The organism is Bifidobacterium polysaccharolyticum (genome assembly GCF_016101585.1).
In the GTDB taxonomy this organism is placed as follows: domain Bacteria; phylum Actinomycetota; class Actinomycetes; order Actinomycetales; family Bifidobacteriaceae; genus Bombiscardovia; species Bombiscardovia polysaccharolytica.
Genome location: NZ_JACFQG010000002.1, coordinates 186,227 through 204,632, shown reverse-complemented (window position 1 = coordinate 204,632; position 18,406 = coordinate 186,227). Strand labels below are relative to the sequence as shown.

The following is an 18,406-nucleotide window of genomic DNA, read 5'->3' as shown; positions in this document are numbered from 1 at the left end:
CTTCGTAGGAGCCGGACGTGAGGTGCACGATCAGGCCGTCTGGTACGCCAACCAGGCAGGCAAACGCGGCGAGCAGGATTTGGCCCGGGTCTTCAGCGGCATCGCCGATCAGGCCATGACCCCTGCCGACTCGGACCAGACCGCAGCACGGTTCGCCAGGGACGTGGCCGTGGTCACCGGCGTGGCCCCCAAGTCCATCGCAGGATCTCTGACTGCGGGCCTCCTGGAGGGCGGGGCGACGGTCATCGCCGTCTGCCACTCCCTGAAGCCGCAGACCGTCATCTGGGCCCGCGACCTCTACCGCCGTCATGCCGTGGGCGGTGCCCGTCTCTGGATCGTTCCTGCCAACCTGTCCAGCTACCGGGATGTGGACGCTTTGGTCGACTGGGTCGGCAATGAGCAGCGCAAGACCACGGGGGCCACGACCACCGTGCTCAAGCCCGCCTATGAGCCCACCCTACTGCTGCCCTTCGCAGCACCCGCCATGCACGGGACCATGGCCGACTCGGGCCGGCTCTTCGAGTCCCAGGCCCGGCTCATGCTCTGGAGCCTGGAACGCCAGATCGCCGGGTTCGCCGGCATCGGGGCGGATACCGATGTCGACCACCGTCTGCATGTGGTCCTGCCCGGCTCGCCCAACCGCGGCATGTTCGGCGGCGACGGAGCCTATGGAGAGGTCAAGGCCGCCCTGGATGCCATCGTCAACCGGTCCCGCCCCGAGCAGGACTGGTCCGGTCGGGTCACCTTCGCCCATCCGCTGATCGGTTGGGTTCGTGGCACCGGACTCATGGGCGGCAACGATCCGCTGGTCCAGGTGGTGGAGCGCCACGGCATTCACACATACTCAACCAGGCAGATGGCCGATTCCCTGCTGGAGTTGTGCACTGTGCAGGTCCGCCAGCAGGCTCTCCAGGCCCCGCTTAAGGCAGATCTGACCGGTGGCCTGGGCTCCAGCCCGCTGGACCTCAAGGCCCTGAAGGCCGAGGCTGCCCAGGACGGCGATCCATCGACACCGGCTCCAACCGGGAAGTCCGGAGATGCTCCCGCAGATGCAGACAAAGATCCGGGCCGGGTCATCAAGGCTCTGCCCACACCCCGGGTGCCCGCCCAGGCCCCGGTGGATCTGCAGGATTGGCAGGGCGTGACCGCTCGTCCCGAGGATCAGATCGTCATCGTCTCCATCGGTGAGATGGGTCCCTGGGGTTCCGGCCGCACCCGCTTCGAGGCCGAGATGGGCATCCACTCGGATGGTCAGGTAGACCTGAGTGCGGCCGCCGTGCTCGAACTGGCCTGGAACATGGGCCTGGTCGAATGGCAGGATAGCCCCAAGCCGGGCTGGTACGACACCGACGGCGAGCTGGTGCCCGAGCAGGACATCGCCGAGCGCTACCACGACCAGGTGGTGGCCCGCTCCGGCATCCGTCCATTCGACGACGGCATGGGCTCCGACTACCGTCAGGGCACCAACGAAGAGGAGGTCGACGTCTTCCTGGATCACGACGTGGCCTTCTCGGTGCCCACCAAGGATATGGCTCAGGAGTACGTGGCCCAGGATCCGGACCACACCAGCATCGCCCGCGACGAGCAGTCCGGCGAGTGGACGGTCACCCGTCTGCCCGGCTCCCGCATCCGTGTGCCGCGTCGGGCCACCATGTCCAGGACCGTGGGCGGCCAGTTCCCCCAGGGCTTCGACCCGGTCAAGTGGGGCATTCCCGCCTCCATGGTCGGGGATGTGGACCCGATCGCCCTCTGGAACATCGTGACCACCGTGGATGCCTACCTGTCGGCCGGATTCACCCCTGTGGAGATCCTCCAGGCTGTCCATCCCTCCAAGGTGGCCTCCACCCAGGGGACCGGCTTCGGCGGCATGGCCTCCATGCGCAAGCTCTACCTGGACCGCTTCCTGGGTAAGGAGATTCCCACGGACATCCTTCAGGAGGCTCTGCCCAACGTGGTGGCCGCGCACGTCATGCAGTCCTACATCGGCGGATACGGCAACATGGTCCAGCCGGTCTCGGCCTGCGCCACGGCTGCGGTCTCCCTTGAGGAGGGCGCGGACAAAATCGCCCTAGGCAAGGCTGACTTCGTGGTCACGGGTGCCATCGACGACATCGGCGTGGAGTCGGTCATCGGCTTCGGCAACATGAACGCCACCGCCGATTCCGCCGAGATGTACGCCAAGGGCATTCAGCCCAGGTTCTTCTCCCGGGCCAACGACCGTCGTCGTGGTGGCTTCCTGGAGTCCCAGGGCGGCGGGACCATCCTGCTGACCCGCGGCGACATCGCCCTGCGCATGGGTCTTCCCGTGGCTGGCGTGGTCGGGTACATCCACTCCTTCGCGGACGGCGCCCACACCTCTATCCCCGCACCCGGGCTGGGGGCTCTGGCCGCCGGCATGGGTGGCAAGGACTCGGACCTGGTGCGCTCGCTGGCCAGGCTGGGTGTGGGTCCCGACGACATCGCCGTGGTCTCCAAACATGACACCTCCACCAACGCCAACGACCCCAACGAGTCCGAGCTGCATAACACCCTGGCCCACGCCATCGGGCGGACGGACGGCAACCCGCTCTATGTCATCTCCCAGAAGAGCCTGACCGGCCATGCCAAGGGCGGCGCCTGCATCTTCCAGATCAACGGGCTCACCCAGCTCTTCCGATCCGGGGTCATCCCGGCCAATGCCTCCCTGGACTGCGTGGATCCGGTCCTGAGGCGCGACGACCATCTGGTCTGGCTGGAGCAGCCTCTGAAGGTGGGCAGGGTCAAGGCCGGACTGGTCACCTCCCTGGGCTTCGGCCATGTCTCCGGCATCGGGGTCATCGTCAACCCGGGGGCCTTCGAAGCTGCTGTGTTCCAGACCTCCGGTCAGGAGGCCCTGGACGAGTGGCGTCGCCGGGCCAACGACCGTCTGGCCGCTGGTCAGCGCCGACTGGAGGAGGGCCGCATGGGTCGGGCCCCGCTCTACGAGCCCATCGACAACCGCCGCTTCCATGAGGACGGCCACGGGTATGTGGGCCATGAGGTCGAGAAGGCCATGCTGCTGGATCCCCAGGCCCGTCTGGGTGCCGACGGCTACTACGACCTGGGCTGAGAGCAGCGTGAGTCGGCCGGTTACCTATTCTCTGCAGTGGGAGATGGGAAATCGGTAAGAGCTCAATCACCGCGCTGATCAGGGAGGTGGGCCAAAAGGCTCACCTCCCCCTTTGTTATGGGGTGGATGCTCATCAGCTGCTCGCACTCGGGTGATCGCTTTCTTCGCGGGAGAGTGGATGAAATGTCCCTGGTACGTCAGGCTTGGCTATCCCATCCCTCGTCTTGCTTCAATGCTGCTTGAGGAGCAGGCGACCTTTGCAACCTGACAGTGTTTGAATCCTGTTCATGAAAAGGTATAAAAAGTAGATGGGTGGCCCAGGTTTTACTTGGGGTTATTGCTGGGCCACCCGAATGGCCGGACTTGTCTTTGGGGAGTCGCCCGACCGCTTACTCGTACGAAGTGTTGGTGTTAGTGGCCGCTGTTATGGAATTCCTGCGGCTGCGGTTTGTTGTCATAATACTCATGGCGAGAAGCCCGATCACCATAGCCACGCCGATATTTTTCCCTTTAGCTGTGGGCGGGACTCCAAGTTGTACAAGGCTCTGCCCAGTGATGCCTACATAGGTTTATCACTGAGTAAAATCACGCAGTGATTAACTGACCGCATGTTCCGGCTGGCCCATGTGCTATGCTGTTTACCGAGCCAACGGCTTCGCGGGCGTAGCTCAATGGTAGAGCCTCAGTCTTCCAAACTGATTACGCGGGTTCGATTCCCGCCGCCCGCTCCACGATAATCGTTGATATTCCGGGATTTTCGACGGGTTTCTCAACCACTTGGAGTGGTCAGGATCGGGCCTGACTGAGCGTGATTTTCGCCAGTATTCGGCACTTTACGGGCTAAATGGGTACACGATAGGGTACACAGCGGAGACTGCTGGATGGTAGTGGCTGCAGAGCTGTCCAACAGCGTCATGCCAGCGTTGTGACTCCTGCTGCTAATATGGCGAAATCTTCTTTATCCCCCTGCAGTCGTTCGCTCAGGAACTTAGCTATCAATGACACAGCGGGGGGGGGCGGAATCCTCAATTTCCGACCGGATGATTTGCTGCGAGGGACGATGAGGGGCATACTCGGGCCTATGGATGATGCCGGGTTTGGACAAGTGCTGGGGTTAGGACATGATCTGGTCGATCTGGAGGAGTTCGGCCAGCAGCTGGCTATGCCAGGTACGCGCATGACAAGCTTGTTTTCGCCACGGGAGCGGCGGCAGGCCCAGCAGCGGGCCCTGCTCAAGCATGACGACACAGCCGCGCACTTGGCGGTGCGCTGGGCCGGCAAGGAGTCGGTGCTCAAGGCCTGGTCGCAGGCGCTGGGACCTGAGCCATCGCCCTATGGCTTTGATGATTTTCCCTGGAGAGGGGTGGAGATCTTGGACGACGGCCGGGGTCGGCCGAGCGTCAACCTGGAGTCCTCCCTGGAAGCTAGGCTTTACGATTCCTTGTCTCTGACCGGTGGTCAGATCGATCGGGTGCAGTTATGCTGGCACATCGCTCTCAGCCATGACGGACCGGTGGCTTCGGCGGTTGTGCTTCTGTGCAGGTGTGTCTGAATCCGAGGCTAGCGATCGGAGACTGTATTGAATTGTGTATTGCTGAATTCGGCGACCGTTTAAGCGGGAACATCAGTGTTTAGAGCCATGATCTTAATGAGATTGGTGTGTCTTATCGTGATTGTTAGGTTAGTCAGCATGGTGGCTGAGAGGTAATACTCCCGTGCTGGTTTTATTGCGGATGTGAGGACAATAGTTTTACTGCATTAGCTTTTTTATTTTACTAAAGCACTATATCGATGTACGTTCTTCTCAACAGCGGGGATGGTCTTGTGCCATAATATTTAGGTATGGCTTCAAGACAATGCTGGCATTGCCATATATATGCGGGAATGGATATTGTAGGTAAACCTCAACGGTCAAAAATCTTTACAAAGGATCCCATCTTTTGGTTTGCTCTTATGGTTTGTAGAGAATGTGGGTGGCCTTCAATTTGTCTTCTTGAAGGGGAGACGGTGGACGATGTGATCGTAAATGGGGGTAAACCCCTAGATGCAATGGATGCAGAGGAAGAATATGTGCGTCATACTTGGCTTCCATTCGAATCAGTGGGCAAGCAATATGAGGATGTGCCGGAGTTTATTGCTTCTGCTGCTTCTGAAGCATACTCGTGTGCTTCGATATCTATGTATAGAGCAGCAGTACTCATGGCACGGACAGCATTAGAGGCCACTGCGAAAGATAAGGGGATTACAGAAGGAACCTTATGCGGGAAAATTAAAGAGATGGCCAAGAAGCACATCATCACGGACCAACTGGCAGATGAGGCTGATGAGATTCGGCTATTAGGTAATGAAATGGCTCATGGTGATTTGAGTACGCCAGTAACGGTGGATGATTCCACAGATATTCTTGGCTTTCTCGATTCAGTACTGGACTATGTGTACCAGCAGCCCAAAGCTATTTTGAGACGTCAGGAACTTCGAAAGGCTCGAAAGCACAAAGATTGATTATGCGTAAAACTGACCTATGAGCTGTGTTGATAAGAAGATGCTATGGCTCATTTGATAAGCATTGATGGCTGCAGCCTCTATTGTGCCTGAGTTTTAGGAATGGCTTTGTTTGAGTCGAATACGTTTATATGCTTAACAGCGGTTGCCGATAAAGGAATTGATATTGATGTAAACCAATTACTATAGGATGTTAGAGCTACTTGTTTCGTTGATGATTGCCTCATTGACCTAGTCGGTTGGCTGCCAATTGCTGTTCTCAATTGATTCAGTTGCAGATGAAAGCATCATTGGTACAGACTTTTCAAGCATTTTACGAAAGTAAAAATATTCCGGAACATATTTTTTGGTGTCGTTTTTAGCGAACTCTGAATAGACTTATTCGCAATTGATTATCTAAGCGGTACGCGCGGGACGTCTAATATTCAAAGGTACCGATTTCTCAATATGCACAATGCAAATAAAGAAGCGGCAGTCCTTTAAGTTCGTTGCTGTCCGCAAGCTTAAGGACAATCCTATGCATTCATGCTGGTTTCGAGTATCTCCTAAATAGAAGGACAGCATATAACTTGTAGGATGATGATCTAAAACAATATGTCCCTAAGGACTCCGCTTGTTTATGGTTGTAAACTTGAACTGGTACTTCAATGATGTATCTCGATGGACGAGGTCACTGAAACATAAACGGCGGGGGCGTTGATTGAATTGATACCTTCGGATTTGGGCTTGAGCGTCAAGGCCATGTCACTTTGGGGTAAGACGAACCGGAAGGATAATAGTTTCTGGTTACAGCTGTTCGTGCATCTGAGTGACTCTGCGGCGGTCGCTGAACGTCTCTGGTTTGAATGGGTGCCTTCTGGCACCAAGGAGATCATCATTCGTGATATCGGTGATCCTGAACTGGCGCGTAAAGTCAGTATGTTTATCGCTGGTGTTCATGATGTCGGCAAGGCTACTCCAGTTTTTCAGAGCAAGCCCCTGACGCATGCATCGGGTATGCGGGGTCTCTCGTTACAGCAGAAACCCCAGCAGGCGGGGCTGAAATTTCCAAAGCGTCCCCTGACAGAACTGAATAGACCAACCCACTCCATAGCAGGCCAACGGATCTTGGAGTCGTATTTGACCAAGGTTCAGCATTGGGATCAGGCCGTGGCCAGATCCTACGCCTGTGTCGTCGGGGGTCACCATGGTCAACCTCCCAAGCTGGTGGCTCTGCGCAAGTCCGATGAGGATGTGCGAATAGGAGTTGCCAAAGGTTACGAGGACTGGGTGGCAGTTCAGCGCGAATTGATCAAGTTCATCGCGAATCAGTGCGGACTAACCGACGACGACTTCGCCAGATTAGCTGGACATAGATTAAAAATCTATGCTGAGTCAGTGCTTGAGGGGTTGGTCATCATGGCCGACTGGATTGCCAGCAACTGCAAAGATGAACTGTTCCCCTTGGTTCCACTTAATCCTCAGAACAATGATGCGCAAGCTCAGGAGTTGGCTAATTCAGTGCGTACCAAGGCTGGTTTGCAGGCTCGACAGGAGCGAGGTTGGCGAAATCTCAAACTGACACCGAAGTGGGAGCCAGTTCATGACCAGATCGGCGTCGAAGAGCGGTTCGCGTCTAGATTCGAGCTGCCGCCTGGTGCTCATCCGCGGCCAGTGCAGGAGCAGGCTGTACATCTGGCGGAAACGACTCCTGAACCCGGAATCATGGTCATTGAGGCTCCCATGGGCGAGGGAAAGACCGAGGCTGCATTGGCCTGTGCGGAAATCTTGGCGGAACGGACCGGCAGAGGAGGTGTATGTGTAGCTCTGCCTACTATGGCCACCACGGATGCCATGTTCTCACGCTGTAAGAGCTGGATTGACCACTTACCGCAGCCTGCGGGTCGTTCTGAAAAATCCACTTCGCTCAGGCATAGCAAGGCAGCTCTCAATAAAGAATTTATGTCGATGGGGACTTCAGCTGCAAGCACTGCTACCTCATCAATTTTTGACGATGACAACCCGCAGGTTTCTACTTCTGCTGCTCACCGAACTTCATATCGGCCTACTTACCCTGAGGCGGTAGTTAACGATTGGTTCCATGGGAGGAAGAAAGGCGTTCTGGCAAATTTCCTGATTTGCACCGTAGACCAGGTCCTTATGGCTGCACTAGAGATGAAGCATGTAAGTCTACGTCAACTGGCTCTAGCTAACAAAGTCGTGATTATCGATGAATGTCACGCCTACGACACATACATGCGTGAATACCTCAAGCGAACACTGGAGTGGCTGGGAGGGTTCCATGCCCCGGTCATTCTTCTATCGGCGACACTGCCCACATCATTGCGTAAAGAGCTCGTCGATGCTTATCTGAAAGGTTATGCGTCTGTGATCAACGGATCGGGTCGTTTCCAAAAGCGGGATGGATGCACGCTTCACCGTTCCGCAGTTGCCGATGAGGATGATTCTGCCAACGCGCGTATTTCCGATGGACAGAAGTTAGCAGTTAGCAAATTAGTCGACTCGGCCGGTATGGATGTCTATCCGCTCATCACGTATACGTCGGGGATAAATCGACGAACTTGTAAGGTGCGACCTTCGGGCCGTTCGGTCGACATTGACTGCCAGGTTATAGATGACGATATTGAGCATCTGACGAACTTACTACAGGAGAGGCTAGCCGATGGCGGTTGTGCGGCCGTGATCTGTGACACTGTGAGGCGTGCTCAGCTAACTGCTTCTGCCTTGGCAGAGGTATTCGATCCAACTGAAGTTAGATTGACGCATTCACGCTTCATTGATCGGGATCGCATGGATAACGAACGGAGATTGCGGGAGGAATTGGGACCGAACGCGACTCTGGCAAATGGCAGACGCCCACGCAGGCTAGTCGTAGTGGGCACTCAGGTCTTGGAACAATCCTTGGACATTGACTTCGACCTTATGGTAACTGATGTGGCTCCCATTGATATTCTTCTGCAACGTATGGGCCGTCTGCATCGACATCATCGTGGAGAAGAAGAGAGCGACCGCCCAACCGGTCTGCAGAGGGCCTTCTGTTATCTGCGAGGCATTGGTTCCTGGGCCGCAGGCGGACCGACATTCTCAGACGGTGTGGATAGCGTATATGAGCCTGCTTCTCTACTCGAAGGCCTCGCTGTGCTGTGCTTGCATGCGAATGGTGCTCACCGTCAGTTGAATCTTCCTGGTGATATTGCCTCATTGGTGCGGACTGCCTACGAACAGAAAAGAGTTGCACGGCGAATACCTCAGCAATGGCGACAAAAGTATTGCTTTGGTGTAAAGCGTCGCGCTGAGAATGAAAAAGATGAGATTCATAAGGCTAACGCCTATCTAATCACAGATTCCGCTTTTGCTGTCGATGATGAGTCGAGGACACTGGTGGATTTGTTTAACAAAACTGTAGATTCGCAGGTTGATGAGGAAGCTCAACGAGCTGTTAGGGATATGAAGGATTCTGTGGAGGTGGTTCTTTTACGTCAATGCGCCGATGGTATTGCTCTATTGCCTTGGGTGGGGAGTGAGAATGTTCCATGCGGGTCTCCGGTGCCTACTGACAAAGAACCCAGCAGTTTTCTGGCACAACTAATACTGCAATCTGCAGTCAGACTTCCACCATCCGTTTGCGAAAAGGCTAGGGATTTACTCGTAGAAGTAGATAAACGTGCAAGAGACCTAACTAATGCTTGGTGTGATTCAACTTTGTTACTTGGATGTCATCTATTGGTTCTCAAAGAAGTGAGTTTAAATGGTTCAGATAAAATGTTGTACACCACGACGATAGGTGGTTTTCAGATCGGATATTCTCGAGAAGAAGGGCTCACCACGGCGGCTGTTGATAGTGGTGAAAGGAGCTAGCTTATGTCAACCTTTGAAGTCCGCAGTTGTTGCGCTGGCTGAGAGATGGGTGAAATTTGTCAAAGGAGGTATGCATCAATGCACGATATCGGTGAAGCGGCCGAAGAAAGAAGGCCCAAATACAATCTCCTGGAAGAACCTTGGATAAACGTCATTGATACAGACGGTTGTGCTAGTGCGGTTTCTCTTCGTGATGTTTTAGTCAATGCTCATAAGATCAAGAAGTTCGCGAATGATATGCCTAATCAGGATTTGCCTTTGCTGAGACTGCTTGTGGCAGTACTGTATCGAGCTTATGGCCGAAATTGTGGTCCTGGATCGGGTGAAGTTAATATATCGGATCTTCGAAAACTGTGGAAAAGAGAGTGGCAGGCAGGACATTTTAACAAGCAAATAATTCTGGATTATTTTAATCAATTCTATGATCGCTTCAATTTATTTGACGCAAAACATCCCTTTTATCAAACACCAGGATTATCATACCCGGCTAAGAAAGAGTTTGATAGTGTAGGTGAGCTTGAGGGTGACGTACCCAAGGCTGATAAATTCGTGTTTTCTATGCGTCCTCGAAACGATTTAAAAAAGCTGTCCTCAGCGGAAGCGGCGCGCTGGCTGCTGTTTTTCCAAGCATTTGACATAGCGGGCAACAAATCTCCGGTAGTAGGGGAGACGCATGTAACGAGTGGGAAAGTGGTCGCCCCTAAGTCTAAGGTTCAAACAGGATGGTTGGGAGCTTTAGGCTGTGTTTACCTTGAGCAAGATTCCTTGTTCCGTACACTTATGTTGAATTGGTGTCTGTTTAATCCATATAGAAGAACAAGGGAAGATATCTGGTTTGGTAATCCTCAAGATCGTCCGGCTTGGGAGAGAGAACCCGCCGGTCCCGACTTGAATGATCATTATCATCTTAGCGGAATAGTTGATTTGCTTACGCTTCAATCTCGCCGAGTTCGCTTGATACCGGATCAATCTGGACGGAATGTAATCGGAGTCATCAGTTGCTACGGTGATGTCATACAAGCACACAACATGGATTCACTGGAGCCTATGTCAGCTTGGAGATATGGAACTGAGAAAAAACGCAAAGAGTTACAATTGCCGACTTTACCGCGCGTTCCAGTAACGTTTACAGCCGACAAAGCTATATGGAGACAGTTGCAACCATTGATTAGTGCCGGTAATAACGGTGCAGGTGAAAGCGAGGATACTCGCCCTGGAGTCATTAAATGGTTGGAATACCTGCTGGTGAATGGTTGTCTCGGCGATGAAGCTTCTGGTAGCATTCTTAAGTTGGCCCGCATTCACACTCAAGCTATGACCTATGGGCAATATCAAGCAAATTATGTCGATTCAGTTGACGATTATCTTGATGCCAGTGTGCAATTGTTCCGATTAGACTCTGCAGCAGTAGATGTAATCGTGAACGCAGTTGAGCAAACTGAGAAGTCAGTCGATGCATTGGCAAAAATGGCTGGTTGTTTGGAAGAATCGTCCGGAAATCAGGCCAATGAAGATTCGGTGACTAAGTCTCAGCAAAAAAGATACAAAATAGCTTCCGAGGCTGTTAAAGAACGAGCATATGAATCACTGGATTCTTTGTTCCGTGAGCGGATCAGCGATTACACCCCGGTGATGGATATTGAAGATTACAGACAAGAATGGTATGACGCAATACATCGTAATTTAATCGAAATAGGTTGGGAATGTCGCAAAAATGCTTCAGCCCCTTCGTTTGCCTCGAAATATATCCGGAGTTCGTCGAAGACGACCAAAGGTGAACGCAAGAAGAAAAAAACGGTAAGTTTGTCAGCTGCTGTTCTTTTCATGCGGTTCAAACACAAATTGAATGTTTATTTGGGGCCTCTTCCAAGTGATAGGCATAGCACCATCAAAAAAGATACGGAGGGCTAATTATGGTGCAATCGAATACGAGCAGAAGTGCTTCATCTGTCCCGACTCGCAGTGATCGGAGGAGGGCGTTAGGCAAGTATGTTAATCAGAAAATTAGAAGACTGCAGTCCGCATATATCTCTGGTTCCAGTTCCGACGCTAGGGGCCGCATGGCTTTGTTGAGGAAAGGCTTGGATACCGGAGCGGTGCGATGGTTAAGTGTGGGTATTGATTTATACAGTGATTGGCCGCGAGAGACCTTGGGTGATCCTACCGATGAAAGCGATTATTATATAAAACCTGAAATCAGAGCCATCGCTACTTCACTGCAGGTGTATGCACTGCATCAGCAATCAAAATCTGAAGCCATGGCGTGGATGCCCGGCCGTATGGATGCAACCGGAGCCATGTCCGAACAGGCCAACAATGTTGGGCCGCAAAATTTGCATAGTTTTGGTCATGCCTGCTTTGAAATAGATGGGAAACAAGACGACTTAGGGTCGAAAGTCACCCCAATCCTCAAACAATTGCAGTCCATGGAGGATTTCCCTGATTTTGACAATATTAGGCATCATTTATATTCATTGATACGCATGATGCGGGGCCAGAGTGTTTCTTTAGACTACAACAGCTTCGCTCGCGATTTGTATGATTTGCAATTTCCTAATAGCTGTTCTTCGGTCTTTGATAGGTGGGCTCGTGAGTATTTCAATGCTCAGGTAAATCAGACAAATGCTAAGGACCGATCTTCAGAAGAATAATCGCCGTTATATAACAAATACAGTTCAACTATATGTTCTCTCATAAGAGATCAAGGGCTGAAGACAAAGCTGATAGATAAAACAAGAATAAGGAGAAGATGCCATGTACATGGATATCTATGCAATTCAGAATGTTCCTCCGAGCAACATTAATCGAGACGAGACCGGCAATCCTAAAACAGCCTTGTATGGAGGTGTTTTGCGTTCTCGAGTTTCTAGCCAGGCATGGAAGAGGGCTATGCGGCACACATTTTGTGTGCGTATGGGCAAAGACCATATAGGGAAGCGGACTATGAATGCTGTTCAGTTGATTGTGGACTCCATGGTAGAACAACGCCCTAAGTGCGCTGCAGAAAAGGCATCAAAATACGCGTCTGCGGTATTGAAAGCTATCGGTATAAAGACCAAACCCTCCAAGAGGGCTGGAGCGGCAAGCGGCAAACCGGTTACGGATTACCTGGTCTTCCTCGCCAATACTGAAATAAAGCGATTGGCTGCACTTGCTTTGGAATGGATGGATCAAGGCAAGAAACCCACGCAGAAACTCGATACTGATATGCAAAAGGAGATGGCGGACATATTTCATAATGAACAGGCGGTGGATATCGCTCTGTTCGGTCGCATGCTGGCAGATGCCCCCGATTTGAATACAGATGCCAGTGCTCAAGTTGCCCATGCCATTTCCGTAGATGCGATCAGGCCGGAGTATGACTTTTTCACTGCGAAAGATGATTGCTCTGAAAACGATAACGCAGGAGCGGCCATGATGGATTCAGTTGGGTTCAACTCATCTACTCTTTACCGCTACGCAAATGTGAATCTTACCGCATTGCGAGAACAGCTGGGTAATATAGAAGTAACGTCAAAGGCAGCTTCAGTTTTTGTGGAAGCCTTCATTCGATCGATGCCCACTGGTAAGCAGAACTCATACGGTAACAGGACTCTGCCTGAGACATGCATCGTTGCATTTCGAGACAATCAGCCTATCAACGCAGTGGAAGCCTTTGAAAAGCCTGTGAAAGCTAGCGAAGATAAATCAATAACTCAGATAGCCTGTCTCCAACTGATTGACGAGTTGCATAGGATTGAAAAGGCTTATGATGAGAAGCCTAAGCATACTTGGGTTACCAGCACCATTGTTTCACCGGAGGATTTGGAGCCGACTGAGAACTTGGTTAGTTTGACGACTTTGATCAATCAAGTTGATGCTGAAACGAAGAATGAGCTGAAACAGCACGAGCAGAGTCGTTAGGATAGTCATGAGCGTGTTGTTACTGCGTCTGGCCGGGCCATTGCAATCGTGGGGGAGCTCATCGCGTTTCCAGACTAGACATACCGGTACAGAGCCTACAAAAAGTGCCATAATTGGTTTGCTAGCTTCGGCACAAGGCCGGCTTCGTGGCGACGAAATCGAAGATTTGTTACGTTTGCATTTTGGGGTGCGCATCGATCAACCGGGAAGGTTGGTTAATGATATGCAGACTGCGGAGCAAAAACAGCAAACTGCCAATAATCATGTTGTCAAAATTGAAGTGAGCGAGGAAGAGGGAAGCTTCAGGTATGAGAAAAAACCCAAGAAAAATAAGAGCAACAGATTAGTTACTCATCGGTACTACTTATCAGATGCAAAATTCCTAGTGGCGCTAGGTGCAGATTCTGCGCTTCTGGAAGGTTTAGACCAGGCCTTGCGTCATCCTCGGTGGTCTTTGTATTTGGGCCGCAGGGCCTGCCCACCGGATTATCCTGTATCGCTTGGTTTGGTGCAAGAAGAGCGTATAGATAAGGCTTTGCGTACTTACCCATGGATAGCGGCTGATTGGTACAAAAAGCGCCATCAGGGCCGTCAGCTGGAAGTAGTCTGCGATCAGGACTGCGCCCCTGATGCAGGCAACGGGGTGATTTCTTCCCAGGTCGACATTCCGGTGAGTTTCGGATCCGCTCGCAAGTATGCGGTCCGTACAGTCAATCGCTATAAGATTCCCAACCCGGATGGTCCGGATCCTGACGAGAAAGGTGCTGAAGCCGTCCTGGATCATGATCCGATGTCGTTCTTTTAGGAGGCATGCATGTATATATCCAGAATACCGTTGAACACTGCGCGGTTTGCGGCCAAGCAACTGATCTCCTCGCCTTACCGGCTTCATGCCGCCGTTGAGAAGTCTTTCCCTCCGAGTGCTGTACGCAGTGGCGATGAGGGGCGCATCCTGTGGCGATTGGATTTCTCGCGTGATGGGGATTCGACCTGGCTGTATGTGGTGAGCCCCGAGCGTCCTGACTTCACCCATATTGTTGAGCAGGCTGGTTGGCCTACCCGAACCGAGTGGGAGGTGAAGGATTACGAGCCCTTGATCACTCATATAGCCAAGGGACAGGAGTGGGCTTTCAGATTGCGGGCTAATCCTGCAAGAAAGGTCTATAAGGACTTGGGGAAACGGCCAAATCCTGCAGTGGTCGGCAAAGTGATGGGCCATGTCACTATAGATAAACAGTTGTCATGGCTGAAGAAAAGCAGCGAGCGCAACGGATTTGCCCTCCTAGGCAGCTCTGAAGAGGAGGCTGGACTATCCTGTGTTGTTTCCCAGCGCCGCAAAGAGCAGTTCGCTCACGGGAACAGCAAGGTCACCTTGGTCACAGCCCAATTCGATGGACAGCTCCGTGTAACTGATGCTCAAGCTTTTCAACGTTGCCTGCGGCAGGGCATCGGCAGGGCTAAGAGCTTCGGCTGCGGAATGCTGACGGTGGCTCCGATCCGATGACTAGGGACCAGTCCATGGGGGCTGCCGGGAGAACCGAGATTCCCGGCAGTCCCCCTCCTGAATTGGGTGATTTGGTGCGGGCCGAGGATAGGCTCTCGTTCGCCTATTTCGAGCACTGCGTTATCACTCGCGAGGACAATGCCATCGCGGTCACCAGGGATACCGGGACTATACGGTTGCCTGCAGCCAATCTGGGTGTGCTCATGCTGGGTCCTGGCACCACCGTCAGTCATCAGGCCATGGTGGTTATCGGTGACAACGGTGCCAGCGTGGTATGGGTGGGGGAGCGCGGTGTGAGGATGTATGCCTTCGGTCGTCCTCTGACGCATTCGGCTGCTCTTCTGCAAAGGCAGGCGGCGCTGGTCTCCAACACCCGCAAGCGGTTGGCTGTGGCGAGGGCCATGTACCAGATGCGCTTCCTCAATGAAGATGTCAGTTCTTGTACCATGCAGCAGCTGCGTGGGCGTGAAGGCGCTCGAATTCGACAGGTCTACCGTCACTGGTCGGAACTGACTGGTGTCCCGTGGGACAAGCGAACCTATGATCATGAGGATTTCGATGCCGGCAACGAGATCAACAAGGCCCTGTCGGCTGCTCATACCTGCTTGTACGGAATCGCTCACTCGGTGATCGTGGCCCTTGGGTGCTCGCCAGGCCTAGGGTTCGTTCATGTGGGCCATGAGCGCTCCTTTGTTTATGATGTGGCTGATCTATACAAGGCCGAAATATCGATTCCTGTAGCCTTCAAGACTACTGCAAAGCAGCCCGACGACATCGGGTCAGCCACCCGGCATGCCATGCGCGATGCTGTCTATGACCTCTCGCTTATGCGACGGATGGCTCGTGACATTCCACGACTGCTTGGAGCGCCTGTCTCTTCGTCTTCTGATGAAGATGGCGAGACCTTGGAGCTTTGGGATGAGAAGGTTGGTGCGGTTCCAGCTGGGAGATCCTATGCAGATGAAGAGGAGGGGATGAACTGATGGTGGTCGTCGTTTTGACGGCATGTCCAGTGGGCCTGCGTGGGGATTTGACTCGATGGCTCCTAGAAATAGCATCCGGGGTTTTCGTGGGCCACGTGACCGCTAGGGTCCGGGATCGACTTTGGGAACGCATCACAGGGCAAATCCGAACTGGCAAGGCCATTATGGTCTATTCCGCCCGCAATGAGCAGCATCTGGGTTTCAAGGTGCATCGCTCGGATTGGGACCCAGTCGACTGTGAAGGATTGACTCTTATGGAGAGGCCTGCTGATGGCGGCGACGGCAAATCTGCAGGTGGCGGAAACCGATACCGTCGGACCGGTTGGAGCAATGCCAGCAAGTACAGACGTGCTGCAAAGTTCAGACGGTCGCGTTCTGGCTGAATACAACTGGACCTGCGCTTTTTCAGATGAGCTTTGCCGATGAGGGCCAAGCACTGATTACTGGGTAAGTGCATGGCTAACGAGCACAGTGTTGATGGTCTGAATTGCAATGGCTGAGATGGAAAATAGAGGAGGTTCGAAATGCAAACTCATTAAAAATCAGAGATCTTGTCTATCATATTGTTGGGATTGCAAGGATCTTTAAGTGTGCTCCCCGCATCCGCGGGGATGATCCGAAGTATGACGGCAAAACCAAGGACGGCGTCGTGTGCTCCCCGCATCCGCGGGGATGATCCTCATCCGATGGCGACTATGAATGCTCATGGCAAGTGCTCCCCGCATCCGCGGGGATGATCCTCACGCATACTTGATAGGTTCCAAACGTTCCGCGTGCTCCCCGCATCCGCGGGGATGATCCCACGTTCAAGACCGACGTTGATGGCAACACAGCGTGCTCCCCGCATCCGCGGGGATGATCCCTTGGCCTGAAGCACCTTGTTCTGCTGCTGCTCGTGCTCCCCGCATCCGCGGGGATGATCCCGATATTACTGCCCATCTCACTGATTCTATCCCGTGCTCCCCGCATCCGCGGGGATGATCCCCACACATGTCTAGGCATACGCTCCCCGTCAAAGTGCTCCCCGCATCCGCGGGGATGATCCCGGCGTATGGGACGCTATAAGTAGTATCATAGGGTGCTCCCCGCATCCGCGGGGATGATCCCCATTGTCGTAGAAGTCGCTGAGATCCACCTTGCGTGCTCCCCGCATCCGCGGGGATGATCCCACATCGTCAGCCTGGACGGGAGCGTCACCGGTGTGCTCCCCGCATCCGCGGGGATGATCCCCCGTCTGTACTCTTGCGTTTCGCTCTACAAGAGTGCTCCCCGCATCCGCGGGGATGATCCTCATACACATAATCATCATTACGATTGAAGAAAGTGCTCCCCGCATCCGCGGGGATGATCCTCCTGTCATTTTTACCTCGTCCGGATGCGACCAGTGCTCCCCGCATCCGCGGGGATGATCCTGCCCAGGGTGCCATGGTCGCCCAGCTGCCTGCGTGCTCCCCGCATCCGCGGGGATAATCCTGTGGCGTTACGCTCGTCGCCGCTGTTGATGACGTGCTCCCCGCATCCGCGGGGATGATCCCAATGTTGCATGTCAAACAAATTGGACCTACTGGTGCTCCCCGCATCCGCGGGGATGATCCTCATGAGTCGCCTATCTGTCTCATCTATAGTTAGTGCTCCCCGCATCCGCGGGGATGATCCGGATATATAGGTAAAGGCATTGTACCTATCCTCGTGCTCCCCGCATCCGCGGGGATGATCCCGCGCTGAGTGTGCCCAGCCGTTGTGCCGCGTAGTGCTCCCCGCATCCGCGGGGATGATCCTACCGGGGTCGCGCGCTATGGAACTGAACACTAGTGCTCCCCGCATCCGCGGGGATGATCCGCCACCGGCATTAAAACCATTAATTACTTACGTGTGCTCCCCGCATCCGCGGGGATGATCCTAAGAGCATTGAAATCCTCACCACCGACACCGAGTGCTCCCCGCATCCGCGGGGATGATCCTACGTGCCTCAGCAGCAGCCACAACAATCTAATAGTGCTCCCCGCATCCGCGGGGATGATCCATTCTGGGCGATTGTCTGCCGATTGAGTACACGGTGCTCCCCGCATCCGCGGGGATGATCCGGCGCGTTTTTGGGCTACGGTGATCTCATCATCGTGCTCCCCGCATCCGCGGGGATGATCCTGGTCTTGTACTGGCGCAAGTGGCACAAGGTGTGTGCTCCCCGCATCCGCGGGGATGATCCTGAAAAATTACATCCTATCGAGTCCATCACGAGGTGCTCCCCGCATCCGCGGGGATGATCCTCACGCGCTGGATATTAAAGTCGATCAGGAAATGTGCTCCCCGCATCCGCGGGGATGATCCCCGCCAACAAGCCCAGCAGCAGAGTTATCAAAGGTGCTCCCCGCATCCGCGGGGATGATCCTGGTATCTATATCGAGTGCTTAACCAGCAGACGGTGCTCCCCGCATCCGCGGGGATGATCCCCGGCCAGCTTGACAATGTAGAGCAGATTCAACGTGCTCCCCGCATCCGCGGGGATGATCCGCATGTACTTGATCCCCACGCCAGGGTCGGAGTGTGCTCCCCGCATCCGCGGGGATG

The 18,406-nt window shown here is 53.8% G+C and carries 10 protein-coding genes, 1 tRNA gene, 2 pseudogenes and 1 CRISPR repeat array (1 of these 14 only partly in view); all 13 genes and pseudogenes read left to right on the top strand.

Features of this window, described 5'->3' with window-relative positions; translation table 11 throughout:
- Nucleotides 1-145 precede the first annotated feature (145 nt).
- Nucleotides 146-3,088: pseudogene (locus H3T90_RS09105) on the top strand (beta-ketoacyl synthase N-terminal-like domain-containing protein); the annotation flags it as partial.
- A 657-nt stretch (nucleotides 3,089-3,745) separates the two neighbouring features.
- Nucleotides 3,746-3,819 (top strand) — tRNA-Gly (locus H3T90_RS04080).
- 329 nt (nucleotides 3,820-4,148) lie between these two features.
- The gene (locus H3T90_RS04075; protein ID WP_232350558.1) at nucleotides 4,149-4,640 is read left to right on the top strand and encodes a holo-ACP synthase; all 492 of its coding nucleotides are present in this window, start codon (nucleotides 4,149-4,151) and stop codon (nucleotides 4,638-4,640) included.
- A gap of 455 nt (nucleotides 4,641-5,095) precedes the next feature.
- Nucleotides 5,096-5,590 (top strand): DUF4145 domain-containing protein, encoded by a 495-nt coding sequence (locus H3T90_RS08885; protein ID WP_198229680.1) that lies wholly within the window; start codon nucleotides 5,096-5,098, stop codon nucleotides 5,588-5,590.
- A gap of 726 nt (nucleotides 5,591-6,316) precedes the next feature.
- Complete coding sequence (gene cas3 / locus H3T90_RS04065) at nucleotides 6,317-9,448, top strand: CRISPR-associated helicase Cas3' (protein WP_198229679.1); 3,132 nt, start codon at nucleotides 6,317-6,319, stop codon at nucleotides 9,446-9,448.
- 78 nt (nucleotides 9,449-9,526) lie between these two features.
- Nucleotides 9,527-11,359 carry a type I-E CRISPR-associated protein Cse1/CasA gene (gene casA, locus H3T90_RS04060; protein ID WP_198229678.1) on the top strand — a complete coding sequence of 611 codons (1,833 nt, stop codon included), beginning with the start codon at nucleotides 9,527-9,529 and terminating at the stop codon, nucleotides 11,357-11,359.
- A 149-nt stretch (nucleotides 11,360-11,508) separates the two neighbouring features.
- On the top strand, nucleotides 11,509-12,099 hold the full coding sequence (gene casB, locus H3T90_RS04055; protein WP_198229677.1) for a type I-E CRISPR-associated protein Cse2/CasB: 591 nt from the start codon (nucleotides 11,509-11,511) through the stop codon (nucleotides 12,097-12,099).
- 103 nt (nucleotides 12,100-12,202) lie between these two features.
- Nucleotides 12,203-13,351 (top strand): type I-E CRISPR-associated protein Cas7/Cse4/CasC, encoded by a 1,149-nt coding sequence (gene cas7e / locus H3T90_RS04050; protein WP_198229676.1) that lies wholly within the window; start codon nucleotides 12,203-12,205, stop codon nucleotides 13,349-13,351.
- Nucleotides 13,352-13,358: 7 nt separating this feature from the next.
- Nucleotides 13,359-14,156: a type I-E CRISPR-associated protein Cas5/CasD gene (cas5e, locus tag H3T90_RS04045; protein ID WP_198229675.1), complete on the top strand. Its 798-nt coding sequence runs from the start codon at nucleotides 13,359-13,361 to the stop codon at nucleotides 14,154-14,156.
- Between the two features lie 9 nt (nucleotides 14,157-14,165).
- Nucleotides 14,166-14,855, top strand: a complete 690-nt coding sequence (cas6e, locus tag H3T90_RS04040) for a type I-E CRISPR-associated protein Cas6/Cse3/CasE (protein ID WP_198229674.1) — start codon at nucleotides 14,166-14,168, stop codon at nucleotides 14,853-14,855.
- On the top strand, nucleotides 14,852-15,838 hold the full coding sequence (gene cas1e, locus H3T90_RS04035) for a type I-E CRISPR-associated endonuclease Cas1e (RefSeq protein ID WP_408610688.1): 987 nt from the start codon (nucleotides 14,852-14,854) through the stop codon (nucleotides 15,836-15,838). Before cas6e ends, cas1e begins: the two co-directional genes overlap by 4 nt.
- A pseudogene (gene cas2e, locus H3T90_RS08880) lies at nucleotides 15,838-16,080 on the top strand (type I-E CRISPR-associated endoribonuclease Cas2e); the annotation flags it as partial. The gene cas1e and the pseudogene cas2e, both read left to right, overlap by 1 nt.
- A 28-nt stretch (nucleotides 16,081-16,108) precedes the next feature.
- Nucleotides 16,109-16,264 carry a hypothetical protein gene (locus tag H3T90_RS08875; protein ID WP_232350598.1) on the top strand — a complete coding sequence of 52 codons (156 nt, stop codon included), beginning with the start codon at nucleotides 16,109-16,111 and terminating at the stop codon, nucleotides 16,262-16,264.
- A gap of 164 nt (nucleotides 16,265-16,428) precedes the next feature.
- A CRISPR array of direct repeats spans nucleotides 16,429-18,406; the repeat unit is 28 nt; unit sequence GTGCTCCCCGCATCCGCGGGGATGATCC; it runs 3,980 nt beyond the window's last position.

Bases quoted from the DNA above. Each gene is read 5' to 3' on its own strand.
- H3T90_RS04075 (WP_232350558.1), top strand. From the start codon at position 4,149: ATGAGGGGCATACTCGGGCCTATGGATGATGCCGGGTTTGGACAAGTG.
- casA (WP_198229678.1), top strand. From the start codon at position 9,527: ATGCACGATATCGGTGAAGCGGCCGAAGAAAGAAGGCCCAAATACAAT.
- casB (WP_198229677.1), top strand. From the start codon at position 11,509: ATGGCTTTGTTGAGGAAAGGCTTGGATACCGGAGCGGTGCGATGGTTA.
- cas7e (WP_198229676.1), top strand. From the start codon at position 12,203: ATGTACATGGATATCTATGCAATTCAGAATGTTCCTCCGAGCAACATT.
- cas5e (WP_198229675.1), top strand. From the start codon at position 13,359: ATGAGCGTGTTGTTACTGCGTCTGGCCGGGCCATTGCAATCGTGGGGG.
- cas6e (WP_198229674.1), top strand. From the start codon at position 14,166: ATGTATATATCCAGAATACCGTTGAACACTGCGCGGTTTGCGGCCAAG.
- cas1e (WP_408610688.1), top strand. From the start codon at position 14,852: ATGACTAGGGACCAGTCCATGGGGGCTGCCGGGAGAACCGAGATTCCC.
- H3T90_RS08875 (WP_232350598.1), top strand. From the start codon at position 16,109: ATGGCGGCGACGGCAAATCTGCAGGTGGCGGAAACCGATACCGTCGGA.